This is a genomic window from Gemmatimonadales bacterium (assembly GCA_041390145.1).
Classification (GTDB): Bacteria; Gemmatimonadota; Gemmatimonadetes; order Gemmatimonadales; family GWC2-71-9; genus SPDF01.
Genome location: JAWKQM010000003.1, coordinates 159,324 through 174,959, shown reverse-complemented (window position 1 = coordinate 174,959; position 15,636 = coordinate 159,324). Strand labels below are relative to the sequence as shown.

15 protein-coding genes are annotated in these 15,636 nt (G+C 67.5%); 2 read left to right on the top strand and 13 right to left on the bottom strand.

All coding sequences use genetic code 11. The features are described 5' to 3' along the window. Nucleotides 1-2: 2 nt before the first annotated feature. From nuoK to R2910_02780, 11 genes are read right to left on the bottom strand one after another with little or no spacing between them, the layout of a single operon-like run. Nucleotides 3-299, bottom strand: a complete 297-nt coding sequence (gene nuoK / locus R2910_02830) for an NADH-quinone oxidoreductase subunit NuoK (protein MEZ4411910.1) — start codon at nucleotides 297-299, stop codon at nucleotides 3-5. Beyond that, a complete protein-coding gene (locus R2910_02825; GenBank protein MEZ4411909.1) occupies nucleotides 299-853 on the bottom strand; it encodes an NADH-quinone oxidoreductase subunit J in 555 nt (184 codons plus the stop codon). The genes nuoK and R2910_02825 overlap by 1 nt, the downstream gene beginning before the upstream one ends. Further along, entirely contained in the window at nucleotides 854-1,360 is a 507-nt protein-coding gene (locus tag R2910_02820) for an NADH-quinone oxidoreductase subunit I (protein ID MEZ4411908.1), read from the bottom strand. A gap of 10 nt (nucleotides 1,361-1,370) precedes the next feature. After that, the gene (gene nuoH, locus R2910_02815; protein MEZ4411907.1) at nucleotides 1,371-2,612 is read right to left on the bottom strand and encodes an NADH-quinone oxidoreductase subunit NuoH; all 1,242 of its coding nucleotides are present in this window, start codon (nucleotides 2,610-2,612) and stop codon (nucleotides 1,371-1,373) included. Then, nucleotides 2,609-4,174: a 2Fe-2S iron-sulfur cluster-binding protein gene (locus R2910_02810; protein ID MEZ4411906.1), complete on the bottom strand. Its 1,566-nt coding sequence runs from the start codon at nucleotides 4,172-4,174 to the stop codon at nucleotides 2,609-2,611. The genes nuoH and R2910_02810 overlap by 4 nt, the downstream gene beginning before the upstream one ends. Nucleotides 4,175-4,178: 4 nt before the next feature. Then, a complete protein-coding gene (nuoF, locus tag R2910_02805) occupies nucleotides 4,179-5,486 on the bottom strand; it encodes an NADH-quinone oxidoreductase subunit NuoF (GenBank protein ID MEZ4411905.1) in 1,308 nt (435 codons plus the stop codon). Next, nucleotides 5,486-5,998 (bottom strand): NAD(P)H-dependent oxidoreductase subunit E, encoded by a 513-nt coding sequence (locus R2910_02800; GenBank protein MEZ4411904.1) that lies wholly within the window; start codon nucleotides 5,996-5,998, stop codon nucleotides 5,486-5,488. The genes nuoF and R2910_02800 overlap by 1 nt, the downstream gene beginning before the upstream one ends. Then, a complete protein-coding gene (gene nuoD / locus R2910_02795; protein MEZ4411903.1) occupies nucleotides 5,995-7,278 on the bottom strand; it encodes an NADH dehydrogenase (quinone) subunit D in 1,284 nt (427 codons plus the stop codon). The genes R2910_02800 and nuoD overlap by 4 nt, the downstream gene beginning before the upstream one ends. Beyond that, nucleotides 7,275-7,898 carry an NADH-quinone oxidoreductase subunit C gene (locus tag R2910_02790; protein ID MEZ4411902.1) on the bottom strand — a complete coding sequence of 208 codons (624 nt, stop codon included), beginning with the start codon at nucleotides 7,896-7,898 and terminating at the stop codon, nucleotides 7,275-7,277. Before R2910_02790 ends, nuoD begins: the two co-directional genes overlap by 4 nt. Further along, entirely contained in the window at nucleotides 7,895-8,449 is a 555-nt protein-coding gene (locus R2910_02785; protein MEZ4411901.1) for an NADH-quinone oxidoreductase subunit B family protein, read from the bottom strand. Before R2910_02785 ends, R2910_02790 begins: the two co-directional genes overlap by 4 nt. Nucleotides 8,450-8,505: 56 nt before the next feature. Beyond that, nucleotides 8,506-8,853 (bottom strand): NADH-quinone oxidoreductase subunit A, encoded by a 348-nt coding sequence (locus R2910_02780; protein ID MEZ4411900.1) that lies wholly within the window; start codon nucleotides 8,851-8,853, stop codon nucleotides 8,506-8,508. Nucleotides 8,854-9,053: 200 nt separating this feature from the next. Between R2910_02780 and dcd the strand changes: the two genes are divergently transcribed. Continuing rightward, nucleotides 9,054-9,632, top strand: coding sequence for a dCTP deaminase (gene dcd, locus R2910_02775; GenBank protein MEZ4411899.1), 579 nt, complete (start codon nucleotides 9,054-9,056; stop codon nucleotides 9,630-9,632). Here the strand turns inward: dcd and R2910_02770 are convergent. Continuing rightward, the gene (locus R2910_02770; GenBank protein ID MEZ4411898.1) at nucleotides 9,629-11,752 is read right to left on the bottom strand and encodes a M20/M25/M40 family metallo-hydrolase; all 2,124 of its coding nucleotides are present in this window, start codon (nucleotides 11,750-11,752) and stop codon (nucleotides 9,629-9,631) included. The genes dcd and R2910_02770 overlap by 4 nt on opposite strands. An 80-nt stretch (nucleotides 11,753-11,832) precedes the next feature. Here R2910_02770 and R2910_02765 point away from each other — a divergent pair, with 80 nt between their 5' ends. Further along, entirely contained in the window at nucleotides 11,833-13,812 is a 1,980-nt protein-coding gene (locus tag R2910_02765) for a M1 family metallopeptidase (GenBank protein MEZ4411897.1), read from the top strand. A gap of 74 nt (nucleotides 13,813-13,886) precedes the next feature. Here the strand turns inward: R2910_02765 and R2910_02760 are convergent, their stop codons facing one another. Then, nucleotides 13,887-15,632: an Ig-like domain-containing protein gene (locus tag R2910_02760; GenBank protein ID MEZ4411896.1), complete on the bottom strand. Its 1,746-nt coding sequence runs from the start codon at nucleotides 15,630-15,632 to the stop codon at nucleotides 13,887-13,889. Between the last annotated feature and the right edge of the window lie 4 nt (nucleotides 15,633-15,636).

Below are 15,636 nucleotides of genomic sequence, written 5' to 3'. Positions count from 1 at the left end.
CGTCAGCCCTGCAAGAGGGTGTTGGTCTTCAGGTCCACCGAGGTGGTGTGCCGGAAGACCGCGAGGATGATGGCCAGCCCGACCGCCGCCTCGGCGGCGGCGACAGCCATGACGAAGAACACCATCAACTGCCCGCCGACGCCGTGGTACTGGGCCAGGGCGACGAACGTCAGGTTGACGGCGTTGAGCATGAGCTCGATGCACATGAAGAGCACGATGGCGTTACGGCGCATCAGCACGCCGACGACGCCGATCGAGAACAGCAGGGCCGAAAAGGCCAGCGCCGGACCGAGGAGCATCAGATCCTCCTCTTGGCCAGCACGACGGCCCCGATGATGGCCGCGAGCAGCAGCAGCGAGGTGACCTCGAAGGGGACGAGATAGGTGGAGAAGAGAGGACCGGCGATCGCGCCGACGACGCCCTGCGCTTCCGCCGACCGGCGGGCAAGTTCGGCGGTCTCGAACACCGCGGCGGGCGGGAGGTTGGTGCCGCCCGTCAGCTCGAACGCCAGCCGGGCGGGATCATAGCCCGCAAGGCGGAGGAGAAAGGTGGCCGCGCCCACGCCGAGGACCACCGCCAGCGCCTTTGCCCCCGGGCCGCGGATGTCGCTCACCCCTTCGCCGAGATTGAGCAGCATGATGACGAAGATGAAGAGCACCATGATGGCGCCGGTGTAGACGAGCACCTGGATCGCCGCGATGAACGGCGCGCCGAGGATCAGGTACATCCCGGCCAGCGACAGCATGGTGACGACCAGCCAGATGGCGGCCGCCAGCGCATTCCGCTGAAAAATGCAGAAGATCGCGGAGAGGACGGCGATGGTCCCCAGCGCCATGAAGATCGTGTCGGCCACCTACTCCCCCCTCGGATCCGTCGGATCCCAGAGACTCGAGACCGGATGCGTCTGGGCCGAGAGCCGCTCGAGATCGTAGACGAACCGTCCACGCTCGAATTCCGCGTTCTCGTAGTGCACGCCCACATGGATGGCCTCTTCCGGGCAGACTTCCTGGCAATACCCGCAGAAGACGCAGCGAAACTCGTCGATCTCATAGATCAGGGGGTACCGGTTGCCGTCCTCATCCTCCCCCGGTACCAGCTTGATGCAGTTGGCCGGGCAGATCTGGGGGCAGAGCCCGCAGGCGACGCACTTGGAGCGCCCCTGCTCGTCGGTGAGCATCCGGTGGGTGCCGCGCCAGCGTGGGCTGATGGTCCACGTCTCGGTGCTGCGCTCCTCCGGGTACTGCATCGTGACTTTCTTGCGGAAGAGATGCCGGAAGGTGAGCGCCATGCCCTTCAGGGTGGCGCGCATGTAGCTGGCCTCGCGCCCGGGGCGCTGCATAACCTTGACGCCGATCGCCATGGCGGACCCCTCAGGACACCCGTGCCGGCCGTGGGGCCGACGCGGGAGCGGGAACGGAGACGCCGCGGATCAACCGACCGCGGTCCAGCACCCGGAAGACAAGCACGAGCACCGGAAGATTGAAGAGGAAGAGCAGGCCGAACCGAGCCGCCGGGTTCACCGTGCCGAGGGGGCCGTCCACCACCCACAGCGCCACGGCGATGAACAGGATGTAGGCCAGGCCCATCGGGATGAAGACCTTCCATCCGAGCGCCATCAGCTGGTCGTACCGGAAGCGCGGCAGGGTCCACCGCACCCACATGAACAGGAAGAGGAAGAACAGGACCTTCAGGAAGAAGAGAACGGCCGTCGCCAGGAACTGCGGCATGCCAACCGTCTCGTCCCAGTGGGTGAACGGGATGTCCCACCCGCCGAGGAAGAGGGTGACGAACATCATGGAGATGGTCACCATCCCGGCGAACTCCGCGATCATGAAGGCGGAGAACTTCATCGAGCTGTATTCGGTGTGGTACCCCGCCACGAGTTCCGATTCCGCTTCCGGCATGTCGAAGGGCACGCGATTCGTCTCCGCGAACCCCGACACCAGGAACATGAAGGCGGAGAGGGCCAGGGGGAGGACGAGCCACCCGAAGCGGGCCTGCTGCTGTGCTGCCACGATCTCGACGAACGAGACATTGCCGACCAGGAGGAGGACCGGAATGAGGCTGAGCCCCATCGCCACTTCATAGGAGACCATCTGGGCGGTGGCGCGCAGGCCGCCCAGGAGACTGTACTTGTTGTTGGACGCCCACCCGCCGAGGGCGATGCCGTACACGCCGACCGAGCTGATGGCGAGCACGAACAGGAACCCGATCGGCAGGGCCGTCACCGTGGCCGCCGTGGCGCCGTGGTGGACAAACCGGCCGAGCAGCGGCAGCGTGATGTCGAACTCGAGCGGGATCGGCGCCGCCCAGGGGATCGTCAACGGAATGATCAGCGCCGCCATCAACGAAATCGCCGGGGCGATGACGAAGAAGACCTTGTTGGCGCCATCGGGAATGACCTCCTCCTTGAGGAGGTTCTTGATGCCGTCGGCGATCGGCTGGAGCAGCCCCTTGGGACCGGCGCGGTTGGGGCCGATGCGGTCCTGCATCCACGACGCGATCCAGCGCTCCAGCAGCGTCGAGTAGGCCACGAGCAGCATCAGGAAGGTGAACACCGCCACCGTCTTGACGAGCGCCACCAGCACAAAGCCCTTCAGTTCAGGGGTCACCGGGCCGCCCCCGCCGCGACGGCGGCCGACGTGCGACCGCTCAGGCCGAGGTCGGCATAGGAGAGCCCAGCCAGCGCCGGCCAGTCGGCGCCCAGCGCCGCAAACGCCTCGGCGGCGGTGGCCGGTGCCTCGGCGGCGCCATCGATGGCGCCGGCAGCAATCCACCACGCCGGGCGCGCCATCCCCGGGCCCGCCTTGGCCTGCTGATACCGCTGCACCCGCCCGTCGCGATTCATCCAGGTGCCATGCTCCTCGGCCATGGTGGTGACCGGCAGGACGAGCCCGGCGTGGGCCCATGCCTCCGCTTCCACCGTGGCGAACACCACGACGCTTCCCGCCTTGGCCAGGGTACCGGCCTCCGCCTCCGTGAGCGTCGCATCAAGCACAATCACGAGGGAGGCCTTGGCGGCCGCCGCGACCGCCGCGTCCCAGGCCGCGTCCAGGCCCAGCGCACGGGCGCCCTGGAGGTTCGGTGCCCGCTCAGCGCGCAGCGCCAATCCGGGGACGCCGGCGAGGGGCTCCTCGTCGCCCATCGGCACCTGCACCGCCCCGGTCACCTGGTAGCGGCCGAGGAGACGGCTGACCCACCCGAGTGACTCGAGGCTCGCGCGAGGCGAGGCGAGCACCACCGCGGATCCGGCGCCGCCCCGGACCATCTGCCCAAGGTGGTCGAGGGCCGTTTCCCAGTCGACGGGGCGCTGCCCGTCGCCTTCGCGCACGAGGGGCGCCTCCACCCGGTCGCCCCGATTCATCCACCGATAGTGCATCCGCCCTTCGTCGCACATGAAGTGACGGTTGACCTCGAGGTTGGCGCGAGGCCGCAGGCGGACCACAGTATTGTCGCGGGTGTCGATCGTGATGTTGCACCCCTGGGTGCAGCCGGGGCAGATGCTGGCCGTGCGATCGAGGTCCCAGGCGCGCGCCTTGTGCAGAAAGTCCTTGGAGATGAGCGAGCCGACGGGGCACAGGTCCACCACGTTGCCCGCCCAGGGGTGATCGAGCTCGCGGTCGGGAAAGATCCCGATGGTGGCCCGGTCACCCCGTTCCGAGACGTTGAGGACCCCGTCCCCGGCGACGTCGTCCATGAACCGCACGCACCGCGTGCAGAGGATGCACCGGTTGGGCACGTAGAGGACGTCGGGTCCGAACTCCTCGACGGGATTGTACCGCTTCGGATAGTCGTCGTGCCGCCCGGCGGCACGGCCTTCCTGGAAGGTGTAGTCCTGCAACTCGCATTCACCCGCCTGGTCGCAGATCGGGCAGTCGAGCGGGTGGTTGGCGAGCAGGAATTCCAGCACCCCTTCCCGTGCCTTCTTTGCCGGCGCGCTGTTCACGTGCACGACCTGGCCGTCCGTGACGGTCGTGACGCACGCCGGCATCAGCTTCGGGGCCTTCTCCACCTCCACCAGGCACATCCGGCAGACGGCCGGCGACGGCAGCGACGGGTGGTAGCAGTAGTGCGGGATGAGGACGCCGGCCTGTTTGGCCGCCTCGATGATCGACGTGCCCTTGGGGACGCTCACCTGGGCCCCGTCGATCGTGACGGTCACGCGTTCGGTCATCGGATCAGGCCATTGCGAGCGCCGGCTGGCGCGCGCCGCTGAGGTAAGCGTCGAATTCGGACCGGAACTTCTGGATCCCGCTGACGATCGGCGCGGCACAGGAGTCGCTCAGCACGCAGATCGTCTTGCCGGTCATGTTCTCGGAGAGGTCGAGCAGCAGCTGCAGGTCCGCCTCTTTGCCCTTCCCGGCCAGAATCCGCTCCAGGATCTTGGTGGTCCAGGCGGTGCCTTCGCGGCACTGGGTGCACTGGGCGCAGGACTCGTGCGCATAGAACCGGGCGAGCCGCCAGATCTGGTAGACCATGTCGGTGGAGTCGTCCATGACGATCATGCCGGCGGAGCCGAGCATCGAGCCGCACGCGACGACCCCTTCGTAGTCCAGGAGGCATCCGTCCACCTCGGCCGCCGTCATGATCGGCACCGAGGAACCGCCGGGGATCACCGCCTTCAGCGTGCGCCCCGGCTTCATGCCGCCGCACATGTCGAAGAGCAACTCCTGCATCGACGTGCCCATGGTGACCTCGTAATTGCCGGGCCGCTGCACGTGCCCGCAGACCGAGATCAGCTTGGTGCCGGTGGACTTCGGATTGCTGAGGCAGAGACCCTTGTACCATTCGCCGCCGCGATTGATGATGTGCGGCACCGCGGAAAGCGTCTCGACATTGTTGATGGTGGTCGGCATGGCGAAGAGGCCGGCCTGCGCCGGGAACGGCGGCTTGATGCGCGGGTTCCCACGGCGCCCCTCGATCGAGTTCATCATCGCGGTCTCTTCGCCGCAGATGTACGCCCCCGCCCCGCGATGCACCACGATGTCGATCCGCTTGCCGGAACCGAAGACATCGGCGCCGAGCGCGCCGTGGGCGTACGCCTCCGCCACCGCGGCCTTGACCATGGCCAGCGGCTCGGTGAACTCGCCCCGGATGTAGATGTAGCAGCGCTCCGCCCCGATGGCATACGCCGCGATGGCGCACCCCTCGATCAGCTGGTGCGGCGTCCACCGCATGATTTCGCGGTCCTTGAAAGTGCCGGGTTCCGACTCGTCGGCGTTGCAGACGAGGTAGTGGGGTTTGCCGTCGCCCTTGGGCATGAAGGACCACTTCAGCCCGGTCGGGAACCCGGCGCCGCCCCGCCCGCGCAGCCCTGACGCCTTCACCTCGTCGATGATCGCCTCGGGCGTCATGCCCATCGCCTTGCGCAGCGCGGTGTAGCCGCCGCGCTCCACCCAGCCCTCGTAGGTCCGCGCCGCGGCCTCGCCGAAGTGCTTCGAGAGCACCGGCGTTTCCTTCGGGTGGGACGGATGCGGATAGCCCATTACTTGTACCCCTGCAGGATGCCGGCAACCCGCTCCGGCGTCACGCTCTCGATGAAGTCGTCATTGATCATGATCGGGGTGGCGAAGCCGCACGCCCCGAGACACTCGACCTCGGACACGGTGAACCGGCCGTCCGGGCTGGTCGCGCCGAGCTCCCCGCAGCCCGTCTCGCGCAACAACGCCTCCATGACCGCCTCGGCGCCGCACAGGTTGCACGGCGACGTGGTGCAGATCTGGATGAAGTGCCGCCCGACCGGATGGGTGTGGTACATCGTATAGAAGGTCACGACCCCCTTCACGTACGCCGGGGTCAGCCCGAGCACCTCCGCCACCTCCGCCATGGCCGGCTCGGAAATCCAGCCCCGCTCCTCCTGCACCATCCACAGCGCCGGCAGCAGGCAGGCCTGCTTCGTGGGATACTGCGGGAAGAGCGCCTCGAGCCGCGAGCGGACCTCCCCCGTGAACACCGGCGCATGGGGCGCATCGGCGTGGCCGTGCGTGGAGCCGCTCATCGGTCGATTTCTCCCATGACGATATCGACGCTCGCGTTGGTCGCGATCACGTCGCTGAGGAGCGCGCCCTCGCACATCTGGGGCAGCGCGGAAAGGTTGATGAAGGACGGGGGCCGGATGCGCCAGCGCACCGGCTTGGCGGTGCCGTCGGAGACGAAGTAGTAGCCGAGTTCGCCCTTGGGGTTTTCGATGCCCAGGTAGGCCTCGCCCGCCGGCGGGTGAATCCCTTCCATGACCTGCTTGAAGTGGTGGATCATCGACTCCATGTCGCTCATGGCGCGCGACTTGGGCGGCAGGATGACCCGCGCGTCGGCCACGTTCATCGGCGCGCCGCGCAGGCCGGCCAGCCGGTCGAGCGCCTGCTCGAGGATGCGGGTGGACTGGAACATCTCCTCCAGCCGCACCAGGTAGCGGTCGTAGTTGTCGCCATGCTCGCCGACGGGGACGTCGAAATCGTACGTCTCGTAGCCAAGGTAGGGGCGGTCCTTCCGCACGTCGTAGTCCGCCCCGGTGGACCTCAGGAGCGGGCCCGAGAGCGACCCGTTGATCGCGTCGGCCGCGCTGATGACCCCGACGCCCTGGTTGCGACCGCACCAGATGGCGTTCTTGGTGAACATCGTGTCGACTTCCCGCAGGACCTTCGGAAATCCCTGGCAGAACTGCCGCAGGCCGTCTTCCCAGCCCTCCGGGACGTCGGCCATCATGCCGCCCACCCGCGTCAGCGAGGTCGTCAGCCGGGCGCCGGTCCACGCCTCCTGCAGGTCATAGATCAGTTCCCGCTGCTGGAACAGCCAGAGGAAGGGCGTAAAGGCCCCGAGGTCGATGCCAGTGGTGCCGAGCCAGACGATATGCGAGATGATCCGGCTCATTTCGCAGGCAATGACCCGGAGCACCTGGCAGCGCTCGGTGATCTGGATGTCCATGAGCTTCTCGACCGCCAGCGCGAGGGCGACGTTGTTCGACATCGGCGCCAGGTAGTCGGTGCGGTCGGTCAGCGGGATGATCTGGTTGTAGTGCCGGTACTCCCCCAGCTTCTCGAAGCCCGAGTGCAGGTACCCGATATGGGGAATGCACCGGACGACCGTCTCGCCGTCGAGCTCGATGACGAGCCGGAGGACCCCGTGGGTGGCGGGGTGCTGGGGGCCGATGTTGATGAGGGCGTGCTCCGAGGACATCTCGGCATCCGGGTGCCCTTGGACGCCGAGCGGCACACGGATGTCGCGGCCGGCGGCGTCGACCCCCGGCGTGGTCAGCTCGAATTCGACGGTCCGGGTACTCACGTCACCTCCCCGCGCTCACCGTGCCCAAGCCGCTCGCGCATTTCCATGCTCAGCTCGTGATACGAGGCGGCGATGGAGAGCTCTTCCAGCGAGTAGTGCGCCTCGGGATTGGCGGCCAGCGCCTGCCGGGTCTGCTCGGACCGGCTGAAATGCCCGCGGAGCGGGAAGTCCTTCCGGAGCGGGTACCCCTCGGCGTAGGTCTCCCACATGAGAATGCGGCGCAGGTCGGGGTGGTTCCGGAAGGTGATGCCGAACATGTCGAACACCTCGCGCTCGAGCCAATTGGCCCCGGCCCAGAGGTCGCACACGCTCTCGACCTCGAGCGGCTGGCTCTTGTCGAGCTCAACCTTGAGACGCAGGTCCGCCCGGCGCCCCAGCGAGCGAAGCTGGTAGACGACCTCCAGCGGCAGCTCGCCGTCGCGATACTCCACGGCGGTCACGTCGGTGAGGAAGTTGAAGTCCTGCCCCGGATCGTCGCGGAGCCAGGCGAGGATGTCGTGGGCCTTGTCGGGCGCGACCCAGACGATGGTGTCGCCACAAGAGACCCGGTCCCGGAGAATGGCGGCGCCGAAGTGGCTGACGAGCGCGGCGACGGACGGCGAGACGGTGGCGGCCGTCATGAGGAGCGGGTCTGGTGCACAGAGTTGCCGAACGGCTCCGAGACTTCGTCGATGACGGCCGGAGCACGAAAGAGTCCGTCGGGTCCCATGGACCGCTCGATGCGCAGCGACTGATCCATGAGGCTCTCCCCCTGGATCTTCTTCTGCAGCAGGAAGATGCCGTAGAGCAGGCCCTCGGGCCGCGGCGGACAGCCGGGCACGTACACATCCACCGGAATGATCGTGTCGATACCCTGCACCATCGCGTAATTGTCGAAGATCCCGCCGGACGACGCGCAGGCTCCCATCGAAATCGACCACTTCGGCTGGGGCATCTGGTCCCAGACGCGCCGGATGACGGGGGCCAGCTTGAACGGCAGGCGACCGGCGCAGATAAGAACATCGGCCTGGCGGGGGGTGTATCCCTGCCGCTCCATCCCGAACCGGGAGATGTCGTATCGGCTGGCGGCCGTGGCCATGAACTCGATGGCACAGCAGGCGGTGCCGAACGGCATCGGCCAGAGCGAACGGGTCCGGGACCAGTTGACCAGGTCGGACAGGCGGGCGGTCACCCAGTTGGGCGACTCCCCGCTCAACTCGGCGACCTGGGGCCCGCCTTCGGGCAGGGTCAATCCCATTGGAATGCTCCCCGCTTCCATACGTAGAGGTACCCGATGGCGAGGATGAGGATGAACACCAGCATCTCGACCAGCAGGAAGAGCCGGTCGGCGACCATCTGCTGGAAGGCCACCGCCCACGGCACCATGAAGACCGTTTCAATGTCGAAGAGAATGAACATCATCGCGACGAGGTAAAACTTGACGGAAAATCGCTCGCGGGCGTCGCCGAGGACGGGCATGCCGGACTCGTACGGCAACTGCTTGACCGGCGTCTTCCGCCGGGTGCCAAGCAGGAACCCGAGGCCGTGCGAGAGTCCAAGCATGGCGACCGCCGTGATGACGACGAGGGCCAGCATGAACAGGATCGGAATGTAGGGCGTGAGGTTCAGAGAGCACCATCCGGACAAGGACTGGGCCGAAGAGCGACACAAAGTTAACAGAGGCCTCACCGAGGTCAACCCAAGTCGTGACCCGAGGCGCACCTAGGCGTTGCGGCGAGACCCCGGCGCCGGGTACCTTTCCCGGCGATTTCTCCCACTCCGAGGCAAGGCTCGTCATGTCCATCAAGTCCGACCGCTGGATCCGTCGCATGGCCCAGGAACACGCGATGATCGAACCGTTCGAAGATCGCCAGGTCCGCCGGCTCGACGCGCAGGGGCGCCAGGTCATCAGCTACGGCGTCTCGTCCTACGGCTACGACATGCGGGTGGCGCCCGAGTTCAAGATCTTTACCAATGCCCTCTCCGCCATCGTCGACCCGAAGGCGTTCGACGCGCGCAGCTTCGTGGAGTTTGAAGGGGAAAGCTGCATTGTGCCGCCGAACAGCTTCGCGCTGGCCCGCTCGATCGAATACTTCCGCATCCCCCGCAACGTCCTGACGATCTGCGTCGGCAAGTCCACCTACGCACGGTGCGGCATCATCACGAACGTGACGCCGTTCGAGCCGGAGTGGGAGGGGTACGTCACCCTCGAAATCAGCAACACGACCCCGCTCCCCGCCCGGGTGTACGCCAACGAGGGCATCTGCCAGGTGCTCTTCTTCGAGGCGGATGCCGACGACGAGTGCGAGGTCAGCTACAAGGACAAGGCCGGCAAGTACCAGGGACAGGTCGGCGTCACCCTGCCCCGCCTCTAGCTCCCGCCTCCCGCCAGCCGGTTCACCGCCCCCTCGACAGTTGCGGCGGCCCGGCTGGTGCGCTCCGTCAAGTCGCGGACCTCGCTGGCGGCCAGCGCCGCATCACCATCCTCGATCGCCGCCTGCAGCCCCGGCAGCCCGACCGCCCCGTAGCCGTCATCCCGCCCTGGCGCGAACAGGACGTTGAGGTAGAACGGACGTCCGGGAATCCCCTCCGGCCGCACGTACGCCTGCTCCGCCACGCGCAGCGAATCGTTCGCGGCCGAGAGATCGGCGGCGTCCGGCGCCCGGCGCCCGGTCGCCGCGCTCAGCACGGTGAGCGCCGAATCGAGCCGGGTCCCCGCGCGCACCAGTCCCGCCACGGCACTGTCGAGCTGGGCCCAGCCCGGAACCTCCATCCTCGCCCGGCTCGCCTGGTCACGACGGACGGCGACCAGCGCCCCGAGGGCGTGCCCGAATTCGGCGAAGTTGAACGGGAGCAGATCGGCATTCGCCAGCCGGGTCACCGCGGTGGCCGTCATCCTCGCCGCCGCCGCGTGGCTCAGATACCCTGGGTCGCCGAAGCGGTCCATCCAGTTGAACGAGTCGTAGGCGGAATGGTAGGCGCCGTAGCGCCCGCCGAAGCCGAAGTCGAACGCCGGGATGCCGAGCATGTTGTAGAACCCCGCGAAGTCGCTGCCGCCCCCAAGGTTGCCGATCGGGAGGGAAACGGAATCGGGGAGCGATCGGTCACGACGCGCCGCCTGCCGCACCGAGACGGTGTCGCCCGGCTGTGTGGCGTCGGCGGCCAGGTCGCGAATGAAGGCCCAGAGCGAGGCGGTCCCGCTCGCGCCGAAGTGCCGGCCGAAGGCGCTCATGTCGAGATTGAGGTAGGCCACCGCCTGTTGCCGCAGCATCTCCGCCATCAGTTCCACGTATTCGGTCGAGCCGACCAGGCCCCATTCCTCTGCGTCCCAGGTGGCCAGGACGATGCTCCGCTTGGGCCGGAAGCCGGCGGTCGCTGCTGTACCGACGGCGCGTCCCGCCTCGAGAATCGTGGCGACGCCGCTCACGTTGTCCGCGGCGCCAGGACCCCAGGCGTCGCGGTGTCCGCCGGCGATGACCAATCGATCGGGCCAGGTCGTGCCCTTCAGCACCGCGATGGTATTCGTGATCGTCTTGTACGCCGCCTCCCCCCGTTCGGCCCAGACCCCGACACGGACCTCGACCTCACTTCCGCCCACGCGATACCGAAACGGCAGCCCTCCCTGCCAGGATTGTGGCACCTCGGGCCCGCCAATGGGCTGGAGGATCAGCTGGGCGTTGCGATACCCGACCGGGATCACGGGGATAGTCGGCCCCGGAATAGAGTCCTGCGGCAGCCGCCTGGCATCGTCGGTCGAGGCCCAGCCGGGCGTCGACAGGTCGCCGCGGCTGTCGCCTCCACCGAGGCTCCCCCGCTGCGGTGAGTCGGGGTGCCGCATCGGGCCGGCCGGATAGGTGGGGCCGACGAAATAGCCGTCGTCCTGCGGATCGGAATAGAGAATCAGTGCGATCGCACCGTTCGCCTCGGCCTCGCGGGCCTTGATGCCGCGATAGGACCGCCCGTACCGCGCGATCACCACCTTCCCCCGAACCGAGACACCCATCGAATCGAGCTGGGCATAGTCGGTGGGCAGGCCGTAGTTGGCGTAGACCACGGCACCGGTGACGTCTCCCACCCCGCTGTACCCGTTCATGGCAGGCCAGATGGCCCCATGGGTCGCCGGATCCTCCCGGAGCGCCGGCTCGTTCAGGCTGAGCCGCTTCCGGCTCGGCTTGATCAGCTCCACCACGGCCGAGTCCTGGAACGGGATATATACCCGGAACGACACGCTGGACGTGTCCCACCCGGCGGCCGCGAGCGCGCGGTTGACGTACTCGGCTGTCCGGTGCTGGGCCGGCGTCCCGGCAATGTGCGGAACCGCCGAGAGCGCTCTCGAATCGTCCCGGACGCTCACCGGCGTGACGAGCGTGTCGAGGATTCCCTCCAAGGTCCGCTGGCGCGCCGCATCGGGCGCGGTGAACCCCGCGATCGACTGTGCGGCCGCGGTGGATGGGAGCGCGGCCACGAGCATCAGGGCGAATCGGAAACGGATCATGCTATCATCCCGTAGGTGGGTGAGGTGGAAATATCCACTCGCTCCCGACCACCGACAACCTCAATCCGATGGAGTGTCCCGTGCGCGCAGGTCCGTTGGTTCTCTTGTGCCTCCTCTCGGCCCCGCTGGCAGCGCAGGATTCCGCCACCCCGCCGAAGCCGGTCCCCCCTCCGATCTCCGACCAATCCCCCTTCCGGCGTCTCGACCTCCCGACCCCCACCACGATCCGGACCGGGAGCGGCATGCCGGGGCGCAACTATTGGCAGCAGCGCGCCGACTACGTCATCCGGGCCACGCTGGACACGGTCGATCGCCGCCTGAGCGGCGAGGAAACGATCACCTACTCGAACAATTCCGCGGATACGTTGCGATATGTCTGGATCCAGCTGGACCAGAATGTCTTCAGCCAGTCCAGCCGGGGGACGGCCATCATGCCTCCCAACACCCGGTTCGGGCCGCGCGGGGCGGACGGCGGCGTCACGCTGACGCGCGTCGCCGTCGGGGCTCCGGCGGGTGGAGGCCGAAAGTCGGCCCGCGCCGCCACCGAGGCGCCGCATCTCATCAACGGCACGATGATGCGCGTCGACCTCCCCCACCCGCTGCCGCCGCGGGACCGGATCACGCTCGAGTTCGCCTGGTCTTTCCCCTTTGACACCACGATCACGAACCGCATGGGCATCGAGCTGGTGGACAGCAGTTACGTCTTCGAGGTCGCCCAGTGGTACCCGCGGATGGCGGTGTACGATGACGTGCGGGGCTGGAACACCGAGCAGTACCTCGGCCAGGGCGAGTTCTACCTGGAGTACGGGACGTTTGACGTCAGCCTGACCGTGCCGGCGAACATGATCGTGGGCGCCACCGGTGTGCTGCAGAATCCGACCGAGGTCCTGACGGCGACGCAGCGCTCCCGCCTGGCAGCGGCGCGCACCAGTGAGACCACCGTGGTCATCCGTGGCAAGAATGAGATCGGCGATCCGGCGTCCCGGCCCCGCCCGGCCTCCGGCATGCTCACCTGGCGCTTCCAGGCCGACAGCGTCCGGGATTTCGCGTGGGCCGCCGCGCGGCACTTCATCTGGGACGCCGTAAGCGTCAACGGCGGCAAGACCGTTGCCATGAGCCTCTATCCCCCCTCGGCCGACTCGATCTGGAACCAGTCGAGCCAGTACGCCAAATTCGCCATCGAGGCGTACTCGAAGCAGTGGTTCCCCTATCCCTACCCCGTGGCCATCAACGTGAACGGCCCCGAGGGAGGGATGGAATACCCGATGATCGTCTTCTGCGGCAACCGCACCAACGCGCAGGCGCTGTACAGCGTGACCGACCACGAATTCGGCCACACCTGGTTCCCGATGGTGGTGGGCAGCAACGAGCGGCTCTATCCCTGGATGGACGAGGGGTTCAACACCTTCATCAACTACTACAACTGGAAGCTGCGGTACCCGGACGCCCCGAACCGCCGCGGCAACGGCAGGACCTACGTCGGCTACGCCCTCTCGGGCCGTGAGGTCCCCATCATCACGCCGGCCGATCGCACGCCTGGCCCGATCCTCGGCCAGGCCGCCTACAACAAGCCGGGATTCGGGTTGATCGTCCTCCGCGAACAGATCCTGGGTCCGGAACGGTTCGACCCGGCGTTCCGCGAGTACATCCGTCGGTGGGCGTTCAAGCACCCCACGCCGGCCGATTTCTTCCGCACCATGGAAGACGGCGTCGGCGAGGACCTCAGCTGGTTCTGGCGGTCGTGGTTCTACACCACGGAGACGCTCGATCAGGCGGTGGATTCCGTCAAGATCGTCGAACGGCAGGGGGTGCCGCAGTCGCGCATCTATCTCGACAACGTCGGCCCGATGGTCATGCCGGTGGACCTCACCCTCTACTTCGACGGTGCGCCTCCCGAACACCGGCGGCTGCCCGTGGAAATCTGGTACGGTGGCAACACCTTCACCCTCGTGGTGCCGGACAAGCGCGTCGTAGGCGTGGCGGTGGATCCGGGCGAGGTGTTCCCCGACGTGAACCGGACCAACAACCAGACCGGCCAGGTGCCGGCGGCGACGCCGTAACTCCGGCGGTGGTCCAAATATGCGAACGGGGAGGCGCCAAGCGGCGCCTCCCCGTTCAGCATTTCCGGGCCGACTCAGGGAGCCAGCGATGTGATGTCGAAGATCAGAAGGGCCGGGCTGGCCGGGTTCCGTGCCGCGAAGACATAGGTCTGCCCTGCGATGGTGGCCACGGTGGCGGTGTGGAGCCCCTGGGAAACGAGATAGCTGGCCAGGAAGACGGGCTGGCTGGGAGAGGCAGCCAGCGAGTAGACGTGAAGCCCCGCGTTCGGCCCGTTCTCCGCGCTGAAGACCAGCAACTTGCCATCGGCACTGACCTGCACGTCGCTGACCGTGGTGATGCCGCTGGTGATGACGGAATCGACGAGCACCGGTGCCGCCCCCGCCACCTGCCAGATCTTGACGGCGTTGCCCGGCTGGATTCCGCGATTGCCCCACCCCCCCGTGTACCCGTACCCGTTCTGCACCCACAGGTCCGACGTGAACCGCTCGGGGACGTTGTTTCCGCCACCCACGACCGAAAAGCTCCCGCCGTTGTACCGAAGCCGCCAGAAGCCGCTCAGCATGTCGGAGGCGTAGATGTCGCCGTCCTGGTACTGCATCACGCCCCACACGTAGGTATTGCCAGGGCCCCCGGGCTGAATCCGCGCCAGCTCCCGACTGCGCATGTCGGACGGCAGGCTCCCGGAAACGTCGAGGGCGACGACCCCCCCATTGTAGTAGGCCGCGTAGAGGATCTCCGCGTTCTCGTCGACCCAGAAGTTGTGGGTACCCGCGCCGGCCAGCGTATAGCTGCCCACCTCGACCGGTGCCGCCAGGTTCGACACGTCCACCACGTGGATCGAGCCGGAGCTGGCGGAGCCGACACTCCCCGGGCCTTCTTCTCCCACGAAGAGGTATTGCTTCGCGCCGGACGGGGAGTGATACCACCACGCATTGTGGACGTTGCCGCCGGCCGTCTTCACCGAGCCCACGAGTTGCGGTGACGCGATGGTGCCGCCCTTGATCCCGTTCCCCACGTCGTAGATGTAGACCCCTTCATCCCACACGCAGAGGAACGCAAGGCCGTCGCGGACGAAGGTATCGTGCAGCCCGTAGTTCGCGGGCACCGCCACGGTGCTCACGAGCTTGATGCCAGCGAGTGCGGTCGAGGTGAAGGACACCGACACGCCCGCGACGGCCGGGGTACTGGCCACCACGGTCTGCTTGGCCGCCGCCGTCCCGAGCGTGTGGACGACGGTCGCAATGCCGCCGGCTCCGGTCGCCACGGACGTGGCGGAGAGCGAGCCCCCGCCGGACGTGATCACCCAGTCGACCGTGGCGCCGAGCACTGGATTGTTGAACGCATCCTGCACCGTGACCGCGTAGGCGATCGGCAGGGCCACCCCGGACCATCCCGTCTGGCCGTCGCCGGCGCTCTTCTTCAGCTGGGTGGCCGGTCCGGCAACCGCGGTGACGGTGAAGTCGGCCGTCGCGCTGCCGACTCCGTCGACGTTGGCGCGCGCGCGTTGCGGTCCGGCAGTTTGCCCGAGGGTAAAGGTGGCGCGTGCGAACCCGTCGGCGTCGCTGGTGCTCGCTGAGGGAATGCTCCCCCCGCCGCTCACGACGGACCACCGCACCGACACCCCTGATTCGGGATTCCCGGCGGGATCGGTGACGCGAGCGGTCAGCTCGACGGCGGTCCTCACGGCGGCGATCACTCCGTCGCCAGTCGAGACCGCAATCACTCGCGTCGGCGGGGGACCGGCGCTGTCGGAGCCGCCGCATGCCGCCAGGAGGAGCAGCATCACGGCGGTCCGAGCGACCGGGGAAGGAATACGCATGCGC